The following is a 17,379-nucleotide window of genomic DNA, read 5'->3' on the forward strand; positions in this document are numbered from 1 at the left end:
TGCTATCCGGCATCGCCCTCACCGTATTTTCGTCTGTATCTTGGCAACATGGTTTGATTCCCTAATAGCCCCCCCTGATGAATATAGAGAATGGAGGCATGTTGCTCGCGCCGTAAATAATCCTCTAACACCATAAAGCCTAATGGATCGTAGAGTAATTCAAATTGCACACCGCTGGCACAAAGTCGTTGCCACATGGCATAAAACTCAGGGTAGAGTTTTCCAAAATGGTATTTCCTCCCCACATTCAAAATCTGCGGATGTTCGGCAGAGTTGGGATTTAACTCATAAAACTGCTGCGTTAAATACTCATCGCCGCCGACAACGGCGCAGGTAAGCACTCGAATATTCAATTGCTGACGCACAAAATACTGATTTAAAAAGAGTGCCGTCGTACCTGTACCTGCAGGTAAAAAAACCTTGAGATCGGAAATATGCTGTGACTCGGCCCAAGCAGCTATTTCGGCGGCTAACTGACTGACACCATATTGCGCATACTGGCAGCGCCCGCCCTCGGGAATAAACAAAGCCTTAGGCTCTGCAGGCAAGACTTGCTGCTCAATATAATCCTGACAAGTCCAATTAGGCTCACGATGAAGAGAAGGGTTGACTGCAATCAGGCTTGATAAATCAATGACACGCGTACCATTAGCAATAGCAGCGGCATAGTTACCCGTCGGCAATGTGCGGACATGGCTAGCGATATGAACCACATAAAAATCGCACTGCCAGCCCTTTAGCTTGGCGAGCGCCGACAGAGAATACAACGAGTTAGCCTGCGCAGAGCCATGACCAATCAGCTTAGTCACACCAGTAAACTCATGATCTAGAAAATAGGCAAACTTACGCGCTTTATTGCCACTAAACGCAGGATGCAATAAATCGTCTCGCTTGAGAAATATCTCGCGCCCGGCAAAGGAAAAAGACTCTACTGGACTCTTAGAGAGCAAGCTTTGAGTCAACAGGCTATTGGCTAACATGAATACACTCGAAGGAAACAAGGCCGTTAGTGTACCGCGAGCTTGTCTACATCGTCCGTAATTATTAAGCATTTTCGCGAAAATCTAGCATATTTTACAACATCACATAGTCATAAAAATTAATATCTTTATGATAAATAAAGAAAAATATTTTGGCACAATTCTAGCTTACACCATTTAAGTATCAATTAATGATCCTGTGTGTTGGTCAACATCATTCCAACACAGATTTAAAATGAGTTAAGGAGTATTCAATGTCGCTTTTACGGTTAATTTTCAATATTGCTTGGTTTGTCCTTGGTGGATTTGTAATGGGACTCGCCTGGTGGCTCGCGGGGATTTTGTGTTTTATCAGTATTATCGGTATTCCCTTCGGCCGTGCCTGCTTCGTAATTGGCGAATTGACCTTCTGGCCCTTTGGGCAAGAACAAATGAATCGTCGTCACTTAACCGGACGTGAAGATTTAGGCACAGGCGCCTTTGGCATGGTAGGCAATATTATTTGGTTCTTGCTGTTTGGGATTTGGTTGGCCATAGGTCATTTAGCCCATGCCCTCGCCTGCTTTGTGACAATTATTGGTATCCCCTTCGGGATCCAACATATCAAGCTGGCGCTATTAAGCCTGACGCCGATTGGGCAAACCATAGTAGCGAAAGCATAATAAACACAGTAGCGAAAGCCAAATAATCATAGTCGCTAAGGCATAAGGCAAAACACACAGCACTACTCTACGTCAGTGGGGAGTGCTGATAAATAGTTTGGCAGTGACTGCACTAACCTTGCCTCATGAAAGGCGGTTTCCTCATCGAGCAAATCGCCACAATCTGCAAACGACGCACTCCCATCCCCTTGCTCTAGGCTTATGATTTCGAATAGATAATGCGCCAGTTTAGCTGGCGCATCTATGGTGATATCATGACCACAATAGGCCAAGACAACCAAGTCGACCTTAAACTGTTGTGCCAATGCCCTACTGGTTTGAATATTCACTAAGGCATCACGATCACCCGATAAAATACTGACTGGCACAGGCAAAGAGGCAGGACAACAATAGCGAAACGCCGCCCACAATTGACGACATGCATTGTTAAAATATGGCGTCGACTCGTGGCGATATCGGCTCCAACGCTCAATCAAGGCAATATCGCGCCGATGGCGATAACTGGTTAAGCGAACAATCGTCGACTCGATAGGATTAAGCCCACTTCCACGGCAACGTTTGAGCCAAGCACTCAGGGCATTCAATCCATTAAATCGTTGATACCATGGCGATAAGTTAGCCGCACTGCTATTCAATACAAATAGGTGCTTTATCTGCTCCGGGCGCTGCTTAGCCATTTCCATGGCGAGCATGCCGCCCATCGATAATCCCAGCAGATAAAAGGCTTGTCCCGCTAATTGCTCATCCAATTGTTGCCATACCGAGCTGGCATATTCAGCGATAATTAAAGGGCTGGTCTGGTGAATGAGGAGCCCATTGCCGGGCAAGTCTGGGGTGAAAACTCTGCAACCCCTTTGCCTTAACCTCTGATCAAAACCATTCCAATGGCGTTGATCCCGCATTAAGCCCCTGAGTAATACCCAAGTTGTCATCAAAAGCGCTCCCGATACCAAAACTGCTGCGCACTCTGCGACAGTTGTGTGAGATGTTCGGGCGTCAGTCCTTCTAACTCCCGTGCATACGCCGCCTCCATCAAGAACTGCATCAGTACTGTGTGCCGACGCAAAATCCTGTGGTGCCTGTGTGTTTTTTGCGGATTAAAAAATCCCGCAAAATTAAATATTTGCCTTGGATTTTTCTTAATCCATGCCCAAGAGCCCATCTCTAACGTTAAGGGTAAGAATGGAATGTTTGCTTGAGGATCTTGGGCATGATGCTGGCGGTACAAGTAATCCCAAATATCACCATGGGTGCGATAAAACTGGCTCTGGGGCGCAAGCCGATAGTGGCCATGATGGGGATAGCTGGCTTCAAATAATTGCTTTAAGTGATAAATGAAGTGGGCATTTTCAAAGGACGCGCGCGTGTGGGCATAGGGAAACCAGATATGATCCGTCAAACCAAAACCAGAATGCGCATCCAGGGAAATAAGACTGGTGCTTTGCCTGAGCAGTTGTTGCACATAGGCCACCAGCCCCGCGGTTTCAAGCTCCATGCCGCCAAGGCCACGAAACCAAGGTAACTTAGAGGAGAGCCGCTGCCCTCCAACCATAAAAGACACTTTTTCCCGGGACTCTATCGGGGCATTGCGCATCAAGTCGACCTGATTTCCATTACCACGACTCCCCAGCAGTAACCCGACGGGATTCACCACAGGGACAAAGGCTAAGCGGATGTCCGTTAATAACGCTTGTAGGTGTTTGTCCCACGCAAGACGCTGCAACAGGCTGTTAAGCAAAGCTAAAATCACCTGAGAGCCAATCCGCTCCACCCCATGCACGCCACCAACGAATAACACGGTCGGACAAGGGCGTTCGGTGACGCCTAACTCGACACTGTAGAGCGGAAAATGTTGGTGCCGAAATGGAATGTCCGCAAGAACCTGATATTTGAGTTTAAGATGATGAGTATCAATGAGTTGCGATAGTGTATCTAACTCGAATGGAATGTTATTCATATCATCCTAGAAAGTGAAATGAGCATCGACTCATAGCCTTAGGACGATATTAATGGCGAACCACGACACATTTATGACAACAGATTAAGCCAGAGCCAAGCTCACTTTAGTGGCGTATAACTTCCTCCTGAAACAACAACTCCCCCATAATGCTCTCAATATCCAGCTGAGCTAAGCCTTGGTCGAAAACATCTCGCCAATGGCGCCCCTCCTCGGTATTACGAAACGCGACGTAGAGCTGTTTATTCGCAAGCAGTTGTTTATTCAGCTGTAATTTATCCGCCAATGGCTGGAGATGAGGCTGCTTTAACAGGTAATAGAGCACGTTGACATCTATCACTGCACCATCGATGCGACCGGCTGCCACCTTCTTGATGTTTTGTTCATCGGAGGTCACGGTCTCGACGGGTTGTGTACCGGAAGCAATCATCAGATCTAGGGAGTCGGTATTCACATAGTCCTTCACCACCCCTAAGGTATAGCGGTTCAGATCGGCTAAGTAGTGCCAGCTGATGGGATGTGATTTTTGCTCAACAATGCCTAATGGACTGATCCCTATTGGTTTTGAAAAAACAAATTTGTCCGTTTCAAAATAATATTCTGGAAAATAGCCAATGTAATCGGAGCTTGGCATGGCCGCCAATTTTATCGCCCGGCTCCAAGGGTAAAAATCCACGACCAGTTGCTGGTCCATATGTTCGAAGGCGGCTTGAGCGACCGCGACACTGGCCCCTTGTTGTGCCAGTTGCTGACCGGAATAAGGCGGCCAGAGTAATGAGGTGAGCTTAAGCGTATCGGCAAATGCGCTATTGGCCGTGGCGAAAAGGCAGCAGAGCATCAGTAGGCACCAGCGGAACATAACACCTCCCTCAAAGGATCATCTGTTTTAATGGATTGAAAAACAAACAATTCATCACATGCTCATCGGTTAAACTCTTTTCAGTATAATCAGCGATGCTTCAAGGTACAGTGAATATTTGTTACATATTTACCCGACGAGAACCTAGCTTAAGCAGAAATGATAAGAGTAGACTGAAACGAGCATCGATACTCACTGTCGTCATGCACGCGGCGAAAAGTAGAAGATGAGGCCAAGCTGATGAAGTCAATCTGAGGGGACGCGATATGGTAATTTCTTTCAAAGACAGTAAGTTGACTTTTATGCATCCCGCGATGACTCGAACCGTCATTACCGTGATAGGGGCATGCTTTACCTTAGTCGGAGGGATATTTTTACTCTTACCCGGACCGGGACTGCTGTTTATCCTGATAGGGTTACCCCTCTTAAGTACCCAGTATCCTTGGGCAAAACGTTGGCTGCGCCTAAGTCAGCGACAATTAAGGAAGAGTGCGGCTTGGCTCGATAATCAAATTCGCCGACACCGTCGATAATTTTGAATCTCCACCTAAATATCAACCCAAGCCATCGAACTTGGGTTGATGTATCTTAGTGCCCTATGCATTAATATCTTCATATAACTCTTGGTACATCAGCTCACGCATTTTAAATTTCTGGATTTTGCCCGTGACAGTCATGGGGTATTGCTCCACAAACTTGATGTAGCGAGGCACTTTAAAGTAGGCGAATTTTTCGGTGAGGAAATGACGAATATCCTCCTCTGAAATCGTGGCGCCACTGCGAACCTTGATCCACGCGCACACTTCCTCGCCGTATTTATCACTGTGCACCCCAAACACTGCTGCATCTTGCACATCTTTATGGGTATAGAGTTTCTCTTCAATCTCACGGGGATAAATATTCTCGCCGCCGCGAATAATCATATCTTTAATACGGCCAACGATTTGCACATAACCTTGCTCATCCATTTGGCCGATATCGCCAGAATGCAGCCAGCCTTCACTGTCGATAGTTGCAGCCGTTTTTTCGGGATCATTCCAATAACACTGCATGATGCAATAGCCGCGGCTGCAGACTTCACCTGGCGTATTGATAGGCAGCACTTCACCAAACTCATCGACGATTTTCACTTCGGTATGAGGTAAAGCACGGCCAACGGTAAGCACACGTTTCTCAACTGGTGAGTCGATTTCAGTAATGTGGTTCAGCGGGCTGCACTCGGTTTGACCATACCCAATTAACACTTCCTGCATATACATCAGGTTTTGTACCCGGCGCATCACTTCTTCTGGGCAAGTCGCTCCCGCCATAACACCGGTACGCAGCGAGCTTAAGTCAAAGCGTTTAAATTCGGGGTGCTCTAACTCGGCAATAAACATGGTTGGAACACCGTGTAGTGCGGTGCAGCGTTCACGCTCTACCACCTCTAGGGTGGTCAGCGGATCGAAGGAATCCCCAGGAAAGACCGCCGCGGCGCCCTTAGCGAGGCACACAAGGTTACCCAACACCATGCCAAAACAATGGTATAAAGGCACAGGAATGCAAAGCTTATCTTCACAGGTAAATTTCATTGCCTCGGCCACTAAGTAGCCATTATTCAGGATGTTGTGGTGCGATAAGGTCGCGCCCTTTGGGCTGCCCGTGGTGCCAGAGGTAAATTGAATATTAATGGCGTCATAAGGGCTAAGTGATTCGGCGATTTGCTCAAGCACTGCCTTGTCACCTGGCGTCACCTCAAGCAATAAATCATCAAAGTTCAACATGCCGGGAGACTGCTCTGCCCCCATGCGGATCACAAATTGTAATTCGGGTAACGCCTTGGCCTGCAATTGCCCTGCGGCGCACACCTTAAGCTCTGGCGCTAACTCGTAGAGCATCTGCAAGTAATTACTGGACTTGAATTTATCGGCGCAGATCACCGCCCTACAGCCTACGTTAGTCAGCGCATATTGTAATTCTTCTGGCCGATAAGCAGGGTTGATACACACCATGATGGCGCCAATTTTGGCGGTGGCGAATTGGGTTAGACACCACTCTATATTATTTGGCGACCAAATGCCCACGCGATCCCCAGGACCTATGCCCAGTTTGAGTAAACCTGTGGCCAAGGCATCAATTTGTGCAAGGTATTGGCGGTAATTCCAGCGGATATCTTGATGATTCACGACAACGGCTAACTGTTCGGGATAAACGTTAGCGATATCGTTAAGGTACTGTCCTATGGTTTTTTCAACGAGCTCTGGGGAATTAGGCCCCCGGAACTCACTGTATTTGAGAGGATGAGTGGCTTGATTTGTTGCTTGAGTCGTTGAAACAGACATTAAGGCCTCCGTGCTTTTTTATTATGGTTAGCGGGATTCAAACTAACCAATCCTCGGAACATGTCACAAGTAAAAAAGCACGGTATTAGACTAAAGAGTAAGGATGTTCTGTTACTCGAACGTCTTGATTAACGGGTAATAAACGCTACCTGTTTATCGGAAGTTACCACCTCTAAACGCTGCAAACGCTCCATAATCGCCAGTAACACTCCTTGGCGGCGCATATTCTCTAACACCCCAGGGCTGAACACTTCAAGGCGAGTCATCGCAGTTAATAACAGGCGGCATTGCGCGACACTGGCATCACGGATATAAGCAGGTTTATCAACTAAGTAACTGTTGTTATACCAATAATCCCAAGTGAAATTCGCCAATAACCAGCCCTGAGTAGTTAAATCGCTGACAAATTCCAACATACGATCGCGGTGCAGGCTCACATCACCCGCGGTAAAATCTTTAAGGTATTTAGTGTATAGGCCACTGTCTGTGGTCATTGCTGAAGTTTCCATAGCACACCTCACTGTCTCAACATCACTCATATAAAAGTCGGGTATTGAAAAAAGCTTGGATTAGGATCTAAAGCTGCCAACTTTGCATCAATTCGCGGCGTCATAGCACCAGTGCATAAGGCATACCAGACTCGATAGTGACAACAGGGTAAGCTGGGTTAACTGAACGCTGACTTAACGCTCTCAATAATCTGCTCAGAGTACGGTTAACTGTGAGGCAAACAAAAAGTAAGATAAACTCAATGCATTAACTCGAAGAGACAGGCTGTTTTTGTGAAGGATAAAAGATGAACTACTGGCTGATGAAATCGGAACCCGACGAATTTAGTATCGACGATCTTAAGGCTTGTCCCAATCAAACTGAAGCTTGGTTTGGGATCCGTAACTACCAAGCACGTAACTTTATGCGAGATGCGATGCAAATTGGCGATCAAGTCTTCTTTTACCACTCAAGTTGCAAAGTCCCCGGCATCGTCGGCATTGCCGAAGTCGTGACTGAGGCCTATCCTGACAGCTCGGCCTTTGATCCCGAATCAAAATATTTTGATCCTAAGTCCGATCCACAGCAGCCACGCTGGTTAAGGGTGGATATTCGTTTCGTCAAACAATTCAAGGAAATCATCCCTTTAAGTTTGATCAAAAGTTTGCCGCAACTGGCCGATATGTACTTAGTCTCTAAAGGTTCCAGGCTGAGCATTCAACCTGTTACCGAGGAACAATGGCAAGCCGTGCTTATGCTCGCCCGCTAAAGGCGCATATTCAGCTAAAGTTCATCTAAGCTAAGCTAGATTGACCACAACCACGTAATTCCTAAGGGAGCTAGTATGAATAAATTAACTGCAACACTGATTGGCGGAGTCGTACTCAGTTTGGTTGTCCCAATGGCAGCTTTTGCAAAGAATGAGCATGAACACGATAAGCGAGACAAAGAGTTACCACCAGGTTTACAAAAGAAAGCCGATAAGGGGCAACCTCTCCCTCCTGGATGGCAGAAAAAACTGCACCGTGGCGATATCCTAGATTACGATATTTACGACCGTGGTCGCGTGGTAGTTCCGCTAGATAAAGACGGTAAGATAAGTATTCAGATTGAAGGTTCTATCATCAAACTCGATGAAAAAAGCCGTAAGATCCTCGATATCATCAATGTGGTCACCTACTGATCTGAATTTACAAACAGCTTCCTGCGCACACTTAACCCGTTAAGTGTGCGCATTTTGCATTTAGGGTTAGCGTCCGTCGAGCATGCGGCCAAGTCCGCCGAGGACAGAACCTTCACCGCGGTCGCTACCGCCAGCAGAAGGGGCGTGAGCAATTATGCGATCTGCCATTCGCGAGAACGGCAGACTCTGTAACCACACAGTACCATGGCCCTTTAAGGTCGCTAAAAATAGCCCTTCACCGCCAAAAACCATCGATTTTAACGAGCCTGCGCGCTCGATATCGTAATCAATCCCCGGGGTAAAACCGACCAAACAACCTGTGTCGACACGCAAGGTTTCACCTTTTAGTTCTTTCTTAACTAAAGTGCCTCCCGCATGGATAAACGCCATGCCATCGCCTTGTAAACTCTGCAGAATAAACCCTTCACCGCCAAAAAAGCCTGTACCTAAACGGCGATTAAACTTCATGCTAACGCGAGTTCCAAGGGCTGCAGCGAGAAAACTATCTTTCTGACAAATCAACTCTCCGCCATATTGGGCGAGATCGATAGCCAAAATCGTCCCTGGATAGGGCGCGGCAAACGCCACTTTACGTTTCTGATGTCCGAGGTTCGTAAAGTGCGTCATAAAGATGCTTTCCCCCGTCAGCACACGTTTACCTGCCCCCATCAACTTGCCAAAAAAGCCAGATTCAGGCTCGGAGCCATCACCCATTTTGGCCTCGAAGCTAATGTCTTGCTCTAGATAATTCATCGCGCCGGCTTCGGCGATCACAGTCTCTTGCGGGTCGAGTTCCACCTCAACCAACTGCATGCTGTGGCCGATAATTTCATAGTCCACTTCATGGCAACGTCTAGACATACCATTCCCCTTACTCTGTTAGTCCAATTAATGTGGCGAGTCGAAATCACCAGTGCCACGATATTGGACTCACTTTATGACATAAAATGTCAAAAGGCGATCGTTTTTATCCCAAGGTTGCGTCAGTAAGTTGTTTCAAAACATGACAAGTCGCAGAGGATTAACCTAAGCCCACCCCGTTAAACTGCCCTGCTTTAGCAAATTCCTCTAGGATTAATTCGGTAAAGAGTTTGCCAGCACGGCCCAAGGGGCGCTCAAGGGTCGACACTAACTGGGGAGTAAAGGTGTAGCGACTGCCACCGACAAAGTCGACCTCCACAAGCTCACCGCTCAATAACTCCTCCTGCACCAGAAAATCTGGCAGCCAACCAAAACCGAGACCTTTTAATAACGCGTTCTTTTTCATAATAAAACCTGAAAGATAAAACACTTTATCGCCGCCAAATTGCAGCTCATCTCGATAGGTCTTATTGGGGGAAGAATCTTCGATGGTCAGCTCAACATGTTGCTGTAACTCGGGCAGACTGATGTGTTTTTGCTGAGCCAGCGGATGTGAAGCGCTCGTCACCAGCACACTGGTTATCGCAGGGAGTGGCTGTGGGTGATAATAGGGGCCAGTGCGGTAGTCTTTAACCAACATCAGATCCGCATTATCACGCTCGAATCTATGCTGCACACCACCGAGAAACTCCATATTGAGCTGGATTTTTGTCGGAATTTGATGCTCTGCCATCCGTTTAAGTGCCGTCATAATCGGCTCCATCGGCAAGGCACCATCGATCACTAACTCAAGCTTAGGCTCCCAACCTTCACTGAAACGACTGGCAAGATGTTCAATATTGGCAAGGTGTTGTAACAGTCTTTGTCCCTCGGCCAAGATCACCCGCCCTTCACTCGTCAGCTCGGCGCGGTATTGATCCCGACTAAAAAGTTGTACACCTAAGTGCTCTTCCAACTTTTTAACCTGATAGCTGACCGCCGATTGCGCCTTATGCAAGCGCTCGGCAGCCTTGGCAAAACTGCCCTCTTCCACCAGCACTTGCAGCACATTAAAAGCATCAATATCGATGCGCATGGGGACTCCTTGGCGCGAATATAAATGTCACGGAAACGCTACGAAGCGTAAAGCAGTTAATACCATCTAATTTTTAGATGAAGACAACAGATTTATTATTCTTTTTTTTGTTCATTCAAGCAACTAAATTGATAAGAAGATCACACTAATGCAACTTGCAGCATAACGACTCGCGGTGTAGGCAAGCCTGCAGCGCAACTTTGAAGGAATCACCATGCCATTTTATGTGAAACAAGGCCAAGTCCCCCATAAGCGCCATATCGCATTTGAGAAAGAAAACGGCGAGCTATACCGTGAGGAGCTGTTTTCAACCCATGGTTTTTCCAATATTTACTCGAATAAATATCATCACAATATGCCGACTAAGGCATTGGAAGTAGCACCCTACCGTCTCGGTCACGGTGCCCAATGGGAAGATTCATTAGTTCAAAACTACAAATTGGACTCTCGCACGGCCGATCGCGAAGGCAACTTCTTTAGCGCCCGCAACAAAATCTTTTATAACAATGATGTGGCCATTTATACCGCAAAAGTGACTCAAGACACGCCGGAGTTTTACCGCAATGCCTACGCCGATGAAGTGGTGTTTGTGCACGAAGGTGAAGGTACGCTCTACAGTGAATATGGCACCCTAGAGATTAAAAAATGGGACTACTTAGTGATCCCACGCGGCACCACACATCAGCTCAAATTCAACGATTACAGTAATGTGCGCTTATTTGTGATTGAAGCCTTTTCAATGGTGGAAGTGCCAAAGCATTTCCGTAATGAATACGGTCAGTTACTCGAGTCTGCGCCCTATTGTGAACGCGATCTGCGCACGCCCGTATTGCAAGATGCCGTGGTTGAACGTGGCGCTTTCCCGCTGGTATGTAAATTTGGTGATAAGTACCAACTGACCACCTTAGAGTGGCATCCCTTTGACCTTGTGGGTTGGGACGGCTGTGTTTACCCTTGGGCATTTAACATCACCGAATACGCACCTAAAGTCGGCAAAATTCACTTACCGCCTTCAGATCACTTAGTGTTTACCGCCCACAACTTTGTGGTGTGTAACTTTGTGCCGCGTCCTTATGACTTCCACGAGCGTGCCATTCCAGCACCTTACTATCACAACAATATTGATAGTGATGAAGTGCTGTACTACGTCGACGGCGACTTTATGAGTCGTACAGGAATTGAAGCCGGTTACATCACACTACATCAAAAAGGGGTGGCACACGGCCCACAACCCGGCCGCACCGAAGCCTCGATTGGCAAAAAAGAAACCTATGAATATGCAGTGATGGTGGACACCTTCGCCCCACTGAAATTAACCGAACATGTGCAAAATTGCATGAGTAAAGACTACAACCGCTCTTGGCTAGAAAACTAACGCTGCACTGCAGCAAGAGTGAATGGCTTAACTAAGCCGACTAGCCATAAGTCACCACTGCGAACAAGGCAAAAAGAGTGACTGCGTGTTGAATTAATCAAGAGGAACAGATCATGGCAAGCGAACTCAATCCACTGGGCTTACTCGGTATCGAATTTACCGAATTTGCCAGCCCCGACAGCGATTTTATGCACAAAGTGTTTATCGACTTTGGTTTTTCACTGCTGAAAAAAGCCAAGAATAAAGACATTTTGTACTACAAACAAAATGATATTAACTTCCTGCTTAACAATGAGCGCGAAGGGTTTTCGGCAGAATTTGCCAAATCCCACGGCCCTGCCATTAGCTCTATGGGTTGGCGTGTAGAAGATGCCAGCTTTGCTCACCGAGTGGCGGTGGAGCGCGGTGCTAAAGCCGTGGCCGATTCGGCCAAGGATCTGCCCTATCCTGCAATTTATGGTATTGGCGACAGCTTAATTTATTTTATCGATACCTTCGGTGCCGATAACAATATCTATGCAACTGACTTTGAAGACTTAAGCGAGCCAGTGATCACCCAAGAGAAAGGCTTTGTCGAAGTAGACCACTTAACCAATAACGTCTACAAAGGCACCATGGAACATTGGGCTAACTTCTACAAAAACATCTTTGGTTTTACCGAAGTGCGCTACTTCGACATCAGCGGCGTACAAACCGCACTGGTGTCTTACGCCCTGCGCTCACCCGATGGCAGTTTCTGTATCCCAATTAACGAAGGTAAAGGCAACGATAAGAACCAAATCGATGAATACCTGAAGGAATACAATGGTCCTGGCGTACAACACTTAGCCTTTAGAAGCCGTGATATCGTTAAATCCTTGGATGCGATGGAAGGCAGCTCGATCCAATGCTTGGATATTATTCCCGAATATTACGACACCATTTTCGATAAAGTCCCGCAAGTGACTGAAAACCGTGAGCGTATCAAGCATCACCAAATTTTGGTGGATGGCGACGAATCAGGCTATTTATTACAGATCTTCACTAAGAACCTGTTCGGCCCGATCTTTATCGAAATCATTCAACGTAAGAACAACTTAGGTTTTGGTGAAGGTAACTTTACCGCCCTGTTCCAATCGATTGAACGCGATCAAATGCGCCGCGGCGTGCTGTAATCGCAGCCTTTAATACATAAGAAACAAAAACGGTACGCTCTGCGTACCGTTTTTTTTATGTCCTATTGTCACCCCTTGTTTGTCACTCTTGGCGTATGGCCTTTTGAGTATCGCCCCTTGCCCCCTTGGCTATAAACCGCTTGAGCATCACCAATCCGAACAAAACCTCTTGGCATTGCGCTTAAGCTTGATACTTTACAATCGTGTTTTTGCCCTTTGCCTTGGCTTGATACAAGGCCTTGTCCGCCAAATGCAGCAACGACTCGCCAGCGATCCCATGCTGATACTCCACCCAGCCAATGCTCACAGTGCAGTAAATTGTGTGTTCCTCGGCCGCTATCGACATCTCAGCAAAGGATCTTCTAATACGCTCAAGTACAGGCTGCACCTGCGCTGCATCAATATCCCTAAGCACAAGGGCGAACTCTTCACCGCCTAGGCGCGCAGCAATATCGTGGCTGCGGCTGTGATTGTGTATCAGCTGCGCTAACAGCTGGATGACCCTATCGCCCACGCTGTGGCCATAGGTGTCGTTAATCATCTTAAAGTTATCGAGATCCAACATAGCGACCGAATAAGACGTCGTTGATGTATCCAGATTCACCAGCTGTGGCATAAAGCCGCGGCGGTTTAACAAACCAGAGAGCGGATCGTAAAGCGCCTCTTGCACCGCAGTCTGCTTATCTCTCTCGGTTCGACGCAGCTGTGCCCGCTGTAATGACACGCCAAATATCGTCAATGCCGATGACAACACAAAGGCCATCATCTCCGCATTGGTTTGAAACGGCGTGGGATTAATAAACGGGCCATAACCCTGTGCCGTCGCTAAAATCATAAACAACATAGAGGCACTACTAAATAGCGCGAGGTAAAAACGGGTCACCTCAAAGGAGAGCACGACCAACAGCGGTGGGATAACGTAAAACAACCAGCCTAAATCGAATCTTACGCCTATCAGGCAAAATAATGGCAAACCAATCAGTGGCAATAAAATATGCCGTTTATGGTCAATTTTCAGGGCATTAGGTTCTACCCAACCCGCATAAAGCTGATACACCAACACTATCCCAAGAATATCGGCAAAAAAGAACATTTGCCCCATACTCCAAAACTCACTCGGTTGAATATAGCCGCCCAGCACTAAGTTGCCCGATAGTAAGGCACTCGAACCTAAAATAGGCACTATGCCCGCCACGATCACAAATTTCATCAAGTCGTTCGCACTGCGGGTGCCCAGAGGCAAAAAACGTCGCAGCAAATACATAGACATAGCAGGTGCGAGCATATCAATGAGGGCCGCCATCGCCGTATGGGCTATCGAGAGCATCAGCGATGTTTCCTGCACCATCCCTTGGATATTCAGCATAAAACTACCAAGGAAGATTAGCGCTAATGCCTTACGTCCCCACATCAACAGCATGACTAATGCCACGCCCGATGGCAGCCAAATCAAAGTGATATTCGCGGGCTGTAAACTAAATAATGTTTGTCCCAAAGCGCCCGTAATCCAGTAGAGGATACCCGCCAATAACAGCGCGGTATTGCTCTGTCGTAGTGGAAAAAATGGCGTAAACAATGTCTTCAATCCGTCATCAACCCTGCAAAGTGCTAAAGCTATTAACCGCTGAATTACTTAGATAAAACGACTATTCAAGTAAAAAGTTCTGTTCAAAAAATTGTCGTTATCTTGGCATCAATTAACCATCAAGGATTCGATACCCAAAGGCGTGACAACGCGCAATAACGTAAGCCAAGTGTAATATAAAACTGACTAGAGGTTTTATCGTGCATGATTTAGCACGCTCGATTTACCGCGAAAGTTGCAATTAAACCGTGTCGTGGATTTGTTTTATGACTTTGCAGGGATTACCAACTGCGACACTGTTAGCGGGAATATCTTTATTGACCACACTCCCCGCGCCAATCACGCAGTTATCGCCAATAGTCACGCCGGGTAACACGCAGACATTACCGCCGAGCCACACATGGTGACCAATATGAATAGACTTACCATATTCAGTGGTGAGGCGTGCGCTAGGCTCGATGGGATGGGTCGCGGTAGAGAGCAACACATTGGGACCAAACATCACATGGTCGCCAATGACCACTTGGCAAACATCGAGTATGGTTAAGTTATGGTTAGCGTAAAATTGCTTACCGATTTGAATGTTATAACCGTAATCACAAAAGAAGTTAGGTTCGATATGGCCACAATTCGGGATGACCAGCAATTCCCGCAAATACGCCATGCGCGCCTCAAGCTGAGTAGGATCCGCATGATTAAACCGATGACACATTAATTTAGCCTGCATTCTTTCGGCTAATAAGGTTTCATCCGAAGCTTTATAGGGTTGACCCGCCAACATTTTTTGCTTTTCTGTCATCTAACTTCAACATTTGCTACTTGTTATAATGACGCAACCCTAACAATCGACTGGCAAAAACACAAGTGACATAACAACTGTGGGGAAGATTTGTGCAATGGCGACCCAAAGCGCCGCCTGAACAAACTTAGTCTGGGTGTAACTCGGCAAATAAATACACCAAACATAAGCTGTTTAAGGGCATCACAGGATTAGTCCAAATCATCCGGCTATGTCGGCCAGTCTCGCCAAACACTTGCAGTAACAAATCAGAAGCACCATCTAATGCTTGGGGATGTTCAACACAGGATTCGTGGACACTTAATACCCCCTCCAAGCGATAAATTTGCTTGATCCGCGACAATTCACCACACGCCTGTTTAAGCAGAGCAATGGCATTGAGCGCCGCAAGCCGACAGGCGGCATAGCCTTCAAGCAAGGTATAGTCGCGCCCAAGTTGTCCTTTATACATCAGCACACCGTTTAAGTATGGGAACTGCCCTGATGTCATTAGTTGCGAGCCAACAATTACATAGGGTTCATAATTGCCCAAGGCATTGGCGACTTCGGGCAAAATAATTCCCGCCTCTGCAAGCCTCACCTCAGGCGTGGGTTGATAGTACTGATTCATAACGCAACCTCCTGCATCATCTGTGTCAGCAGCGGGGCTAACCACGTTGCCAACATCGCAGGATTATTGGTTAAAAAGTGAGACGCTACTTGATCTTCGCTTAATCCTAAGCGGTTCACGCCATAATCCAACTCGGCCACAATTTGATTAGACAGTGTAATCTTATCCAACACGGCAATTTGTTCAGGGGTAAAGTGCTCCGTTAGCCTGTCTTCCCTTGCAAGCAACACAGCTCTGTCTTTACCTCCAAGTAATCCCTTAACATCCTTAAGCTCACGAATTGCATATTGGTGATGTAAAAATTGTGGATGCCAGAGTGGCACGACGACCCACTCGTTTACCGACACAGCCGACTCAAATGCCGTGACACAATCAGCTTGAGTACCCGTTCTAAACTGGTAGCCCGCTGCGGTTAATTGGTATTCTCGCATGATATTTTTAGAGAAACGGGTAATACCCGCCCCTTCACCAATGCCTTGAATTATCAGCTGTATCCGTTGTTTTACCTCAGGTTTAAGCAGATCTTCGATGCGAGAAACCGCATCCTCGGGCACATAATCTGGTACGCCCCAGAGTGCATAGGGCTCGTAATGCAGCCCTAAGGCTCGCGTCGCGATTTGGGTCTCAACCTGCTGCTGATATACCCCATGGCTATGGGGCAACCAAGCCGAACACAGCATATCTATCTGCCCAAGCTTGAGCCGACTAAAATTTGCCTCGTGCAGCGCATAGCTTATTTCAACCTCTTTGCCCATCAGTCGCATCACGTGGGCAACCACAGCCGCCGTGACTCGATGAAAACTTAAGTCTGTAACTCCTAACTGGATGCGCTGCGCTGATTTCAACACATGCGCAGTTTGGCCATGCTCAGCCTGATTAACTTGTTTCATATTCGGTAAATTCATCGCTATCGCTCCAAGGGAAACTAGATTGGATGAGGTAACGCCTGCCAAACTTCGCGTCTGTAACAGTTGCCTGCGCTTAGGGTCGATTTGAGCCATTTAGACTTCATCCTCAGGCTGAATCGCGAGTCTTTCCATCGCGACGCCCACCACAGCGTTATCCCTCGCATAGGGGAAAATCATCTCCACTGTGATGCCGTTAGGATCTTCAATAAATAATTGATGTTCACCAATTTCCGGGACGATCCGCTCCCTAAACTCACACTTTTGTCGACATAGATGTTGCTGCATTTGCGCTAAATCCGTCCCACGAAACGACAAATGATCAACACGACCAGAGCCAAACTGGGCGGCACTTTCCCCTAAATAGGCATCCAAGGCCCGGCTGCCGACTTCCACTAAATGCAGCACAGGTTTCTCTGCCACATAGAGCCAATACCCAGGAAAACCAAACCTAGGCCGCCAACCCTGTTTTAACCCCAATACATCTTGAAAAAACGCAGCAGTTTCCGCCAATTTTGGGGTACGGATCGTAAAGTGATCTAATCCAACGATGTTCATATGACT

Annotated in this window: 19 protein-coding genes; 6 read left to right on the forward strand and 13 right to left on the reverse strand. The window is 47.1% G+C overall.

Annotated elements, in window-relative coordinates; translation table 11 throughout:
- Positions 1-2: 2 nt before the first annotated feature.
- Positions 3-950, reverse strand: coding sequence for a 1-aminocyclopropane-1-carboxylate deaminase/D-cysteine desulfhydrase (locus N7386_RS12925; RefSeq protein ID WP_279771020.1), 948 nt, complete (start codon positions 948-950; stop codon positions 3-5).
- A 284-nt stretch (positions 951-1,234) separates the two neighbouring features.
- Here N7386_RS12925 and N7386_RS12930 point away from each other — a divergent pair, with 284 nt between their 5' ends.
- Positions 1,235-1,642 carry a YccF domain-containing protein gene (locus N7386_RS12930; protein ID WP_011626453.1) on the forward strand — a complete coding sequence of 136 codons (408 nt, stop codon included), beginning with the start codon at positions 1,235-1,237 and terminating at the stop codon, positions 1,640-1,642.
- A gap of 62 nt (positions 1,643-1,704) precedes the next feature.
- Here N7386_RS12930 and N7386_RS12935 read toward each other — a convergent pair whose 3' ends face one another.
- The 3 genes from N7386_RS12935 to N7386_RS12945 all read right to left on the reverse strand — a co-directional run bounded on the left by N7386_RS12935 (position 1,705) and on the right by N7386_RS12945 (position 4,458).
- Positions 1,705-2,574: an alpha/beta hydrolase gene (locus N7386_RS12935; RefSeq protein ID WP_279768892.1), complete on the reverse strand. Its 870-nt coding sequence runs from the start codon at positions 2,572-2,574 to the stop codon at positions 1,705-1,707.
- Entirely contained in the window at positions 2,574-3,599 is a 1,026-nt protein-coding gene (locus N7386_RS12940; RefSeq protein WP_279768894.1) for a M14 family metallopeptidase, read from the reverse strand. The genes N7386_RS12935 and N7386_RS12940 overlap by 1 nt, the downstream gene beginning before the upstream one ends.
- Positions 3,600-3,705: 106 nt before the next feature.
- Complete coding sequence (locus tag N7386_RS12945) at positions 3,706-4,458, reverse strand: ABC transporter substrate-binding protein (protein ID WP_279768896.1); 753 nt, start codon at positions 4,456-4,458, stop codon at positions 3,706-3,708.
- Positions 4,459-4,724: 266 nt separating this feature from the next.
- Between N7386_RS12945 and N7386_RS12950 the strand changes: the two genes are divergently transcribed.
- Complete coding sequence (locus N7386_RS12950) at positions 4,725-4,991, forward strand: PGPGW domain-containing protein (protein WP_279768898.1); 267 nt, start codon at positions 4,725-4,727, stop codon at positions 4,989-4,991.
- Between the two features lie 63 nt (positions 4,992-5,054).
- On the opposite strand, the gene N7386_RS12955 is transcribed toward N7386_RS12950, so the two are convergent.
- Together N7386_RS12955 and N7386_RS12960 are read right to left on the reverse strand one after the other, a co-directional pair.
- The gene (locus N7386_RS12955) at positions 5,055-6,779 is read right to left on the reverse strand and encodes an AMP-binding protein (protein ID WP_279768900.1); all 1,725 of its coding nucleotides are present in this window, start codon (positions 6,777-6,779) and stop codon (positions 5,055-5,057) included.
- 128 nt (positions 6,780-6,907) lie between these two features.
- Complete coding sequence (locus N7386_RS12960) at positions 6,908-7,288, reverse strand: DUF6508 domain-containing protein (protein WP_088211571.1); 381 nt, start codon at positions 7,286-7,288, stop codon at positions 6,908-6,910.
- Between the two features lie 287 nt (positions 7,289-7,575).
- On the opposite strand from N7386_RS12960, the gene N7386_RS12965 reads away from it, so the two are divergent.
- Both N7386_RS12965 and N7386_RS12970 read left to right on the forward strand, forming a co-directional pair.
- Positions 7,576-8,037: an EVE domain-containing protein gene (locus N7386_RS12965; RefSeq protein ID WP_088211570.1), complete on the forward strand. Its 462-nt coding sequence runs from the start codon at positions 7,576-7,578 to the stop codon at positions 8,035-8,037.
- Between the two features lie 75 nt (positions 8,038-8,112).
- Positions 8,113-8,451, forward strand: coding sequence for a hypothetical protein (locus N7386_RS12970; protein ID WP_279768906.1), 339 nt, complete (start codon positions 8,113-8,115; stop codon positions 8,449-8,451).
- Positions 8,452-8,517: 66 nt separating this feature from the next.
- Here N7386_RS12970 and N7386_RS12975 read toward each other — a convergent pair whose 3' ends face one another.
- Both N7386_RS12975 and N7386_RS12980 read right to left on the reverse strand, forming a co-directional pair.
- Positions 8,518-9,312, reverse strand: a complete 795-nt coding sequence (locus tag N7386_RS12975; RefSeq protein WP_279768909.1) for a TIGR00266 family protein — start codon at positions 9,310-9,312, stop codon at positions 8,518-8,520.
- 160 nt (positions 9,313-9,472) lie between these two features.
- The gene (locus tag N7386_RS12980; RefSeq protein WP_088211568.1) at positions 9,473-10,387 is read right to left on the reverse strand and encodes a LysR family transcriptional regulator; all 915 of its coding nucleotides are present in this window, start codon (positions 10,385-10,387) and stop codon (positions 9,473-9,475) included.
- A 214-nt stretch (positions 10,388-10,601) separates the two neighbouring features.
- Here N7386_RS12980 and N7386_RS12985 point away from each other — a divergent pair, with 214 nt between their 5' ends.
- Together N7386_RS12985 and hppD are read left to right on the forward strand one after the other, a co-directional pair.
- A complete protein-coding gene (locus N7386_RS12985; protein WP_089067590.1) occupies positions 10,602-11,762 on the forward strand; it encodes a homogentisate 1,2-dioxygenase in 1,161 nt (386 codons plus the stop codon).
- A gap of 113 nt (positions 11,763-11,875) precedes the next feature.
- Positions 11,876-12,916, forward strand: a complete 1,041-nt coding sequence (gene hppD / locus N7386_RS12990; RefSeq protein WP_011623053.1) for a 4-hydroxyphenylpyruvate dioxygenase — start codon at positions 11,876-11,878, stop codon at positions 12,914-12,916.
- A 181-nt stretch (positions 12,917-13,097) separates the two neighbouring features.
- Here hppD and N7386_RS12995 read toward each other — a convergent pair whose 3' ends face one another.
- From N7386_RS12995 to N7386_RS13015, 5 genes are all read right to left on the reverse strand, one after another.
- Positions 13,098-14,501, reverse strand: coding sequence for a diguanylate cyclase (locus N7386_RS12995; RefSeq protein ID WP_279768914.1), 1,404 nt, complete (start codon positions 14,499-14,501; stop codon positions 13,098-13,100).
- Positions 14,502-14,742: 241 nt separating this feature from the next.
- The gene (locus N7386_RS13000) at positions 14,743-15,300 is read right to left on the reverse strand and encodes a sugar O-acetyltransferase (protein ID WP_279768916.1); all 558 of its coding nucleotides are present in this window, start codon (positions 15,298-15,300) and stop codon (positions 14,743-14,745) included.
- A gap of 127 nt (positions 15,301-15,427) precedes the next feature.
- A complete protein-coding gene (locus N7386_RS13005) occupies positions 15,428-15,910 on the reverse strand; it encodes an Atu1372/SO_1960 family protein (RefSeq protein WP_279768918.1) in 483 nt (160 codons plus the stop codon).
- The gene (locus tag N7386_RS13010; protein WP_279768920.1) at positions 15,907-16,911 is read right to left on the reverse strand and encodes a glycine betaine ABC transporter substrate-binding protein; all 1,005 of its coding nucleotides are present in this window, start codon (positions 16,909-16,911) and stop codon (positions 15,907-15,909) included. The genes N7386_RS13005 and N7386_RS13010 overlap by 4 nt, the downstream gene beginning before the upstream one ends.
- On the reverse strand, positions 16,912-17,373 hold the full coding sequence (locus N7386_RS13015; protein ID WP_279768922.1) for a VOC family protein: 462 nt from the start codon (positions 17,371-17,373) through the stop codon (positions 16,912-16,914).
- Between the last annotated feature and the right edge of the window lie 6 nt (positions 17,374-17,379).

This window comes from Shewanella sp. GD04112, from assembly GCF_029835735.1.
In the GTDB taxonomy this organism is placed as follows: domain Bacteria; phylum Pseudomonadota; class Gammaproteobacteria; order Enterobacterales; family Shewanellaceae; genus Shewanella.

Bases quoted from the DNA above. Each gene is read 5' to 3' on its own strand.
- N7386_RS12980 (WP_088211568.1), bottom strand. From the start codon at position 10,387: ATGCGCATCGATATTGATGCTTTTAATGTGCTGCAAGTGCTGGTGGAA.
- N7386_RS12970 (WP_279768906.1), top strand. From the start codon at position 8,113: ATGAATAAATTAACTGCAACACTGATTGGCGGAGTCGTACTCAGTTTG.
- hppD (WP_011623053.1), top strand. From the start codon at position 11,876: ATGGCAAGCGAACTCAATCCACTGGGCTTACTCGGTATCGAATTTACC.
- N7386_RS13000 (WP_279768916.1), bottom strand. From the start codon at position 15,300: ATGACAGAAAAGCAAAAAATGTTGGCGGGTCAACCCTATAAAGCTTCG.
- N7386_RS12935 (WP_279768892.1), bottom strand. From the start codon at position 2,574: ATGACAACTTGGGTATTACTCAGGGGCTTAATGCGGGATCAACGCCAT.
- N7386_RS12930 (WP_011626453.1), top strand. From the start codon at position 1,235: ATGTCGCTTTTACGGTTAATTTTCAATATTGCTTGGTTTGTCCTTGGT.
- N7386_RS13015 (WP_279768922.1), bottom strand. From the start codon at position 17,373: ATGAACATCGTTGGATTAGATCACTTTACGATCCGTACCCCAAAATTG.
- N7386_RS12955 (WP_279768900.1), bottom strand. From the start codon at position 6,779: ATGTCTGTTTCAACGACTCAAGCAACAAATCAAGCCACTCATCCTCTC.
- N7386_RS12975 (WP_279768909.1), bottom strand. From the start codon at position 9,312: ATGTCTAGACGTTGCCATGAAGTGGACTATGAAATTATCGGCCACAGC.
- N7386_RS13005 (WP_279768918.1), bottom strand. From the start codon at position 15,910: ATGAATCAGTACTATCAACCCACGCCTGAGGTGAGGCTTGCAGAGGCG.
- N7386_RS12965 (WP_088211570.1), top strand. From the start codon at position 7,576: ATGAACTACTGGCTGATGAAATCGGAACCCGACGAATTTAGTATCGAC.
- N7386_RS12945 (WP_279768896.1), bottom strand. From the start codon at position 4,458: ATGTTCCGCTGGTGCCTACTGATGCTCTGCTGCCTTTTCGCCACGGCC.
- N7386_RS13010 (WP_279768920.1), bottom strand. From the start codon at position 16,911: ATGGCTCAAATCGACCCTAAGCGCAGGCAACTGTTACAGACGCGAAGT.
- N7386_RS12960 (WP_088211571.1), bottom strand. From the start codon at position 7,288: ATGGAAACTTCAGCAATGACCACAGACAGTGGCCTATACACTAAATAC.
- N7386_RS12950 (WP_279768898.1), top strand. From the start codon at position 4,725: ATGGTAATTTCTTTCAAAGACAGTAAGTTGACTTTTATGCATCCCGCG.
- N7386_RS12985 (WP_089067590.1), top strand. From the start codon at position 10,602: ATGCCATTTTATGTGAAACAAGGCCAAGTCCCCCATAAGCGCCATATC.
- N7386_RS12940 (WP_279768894.1), bottom strand. From the start codon at position 3,599: ATGAATAACATTCCATTCGAGTTAGATACACTATCGCAACTCATTGAT.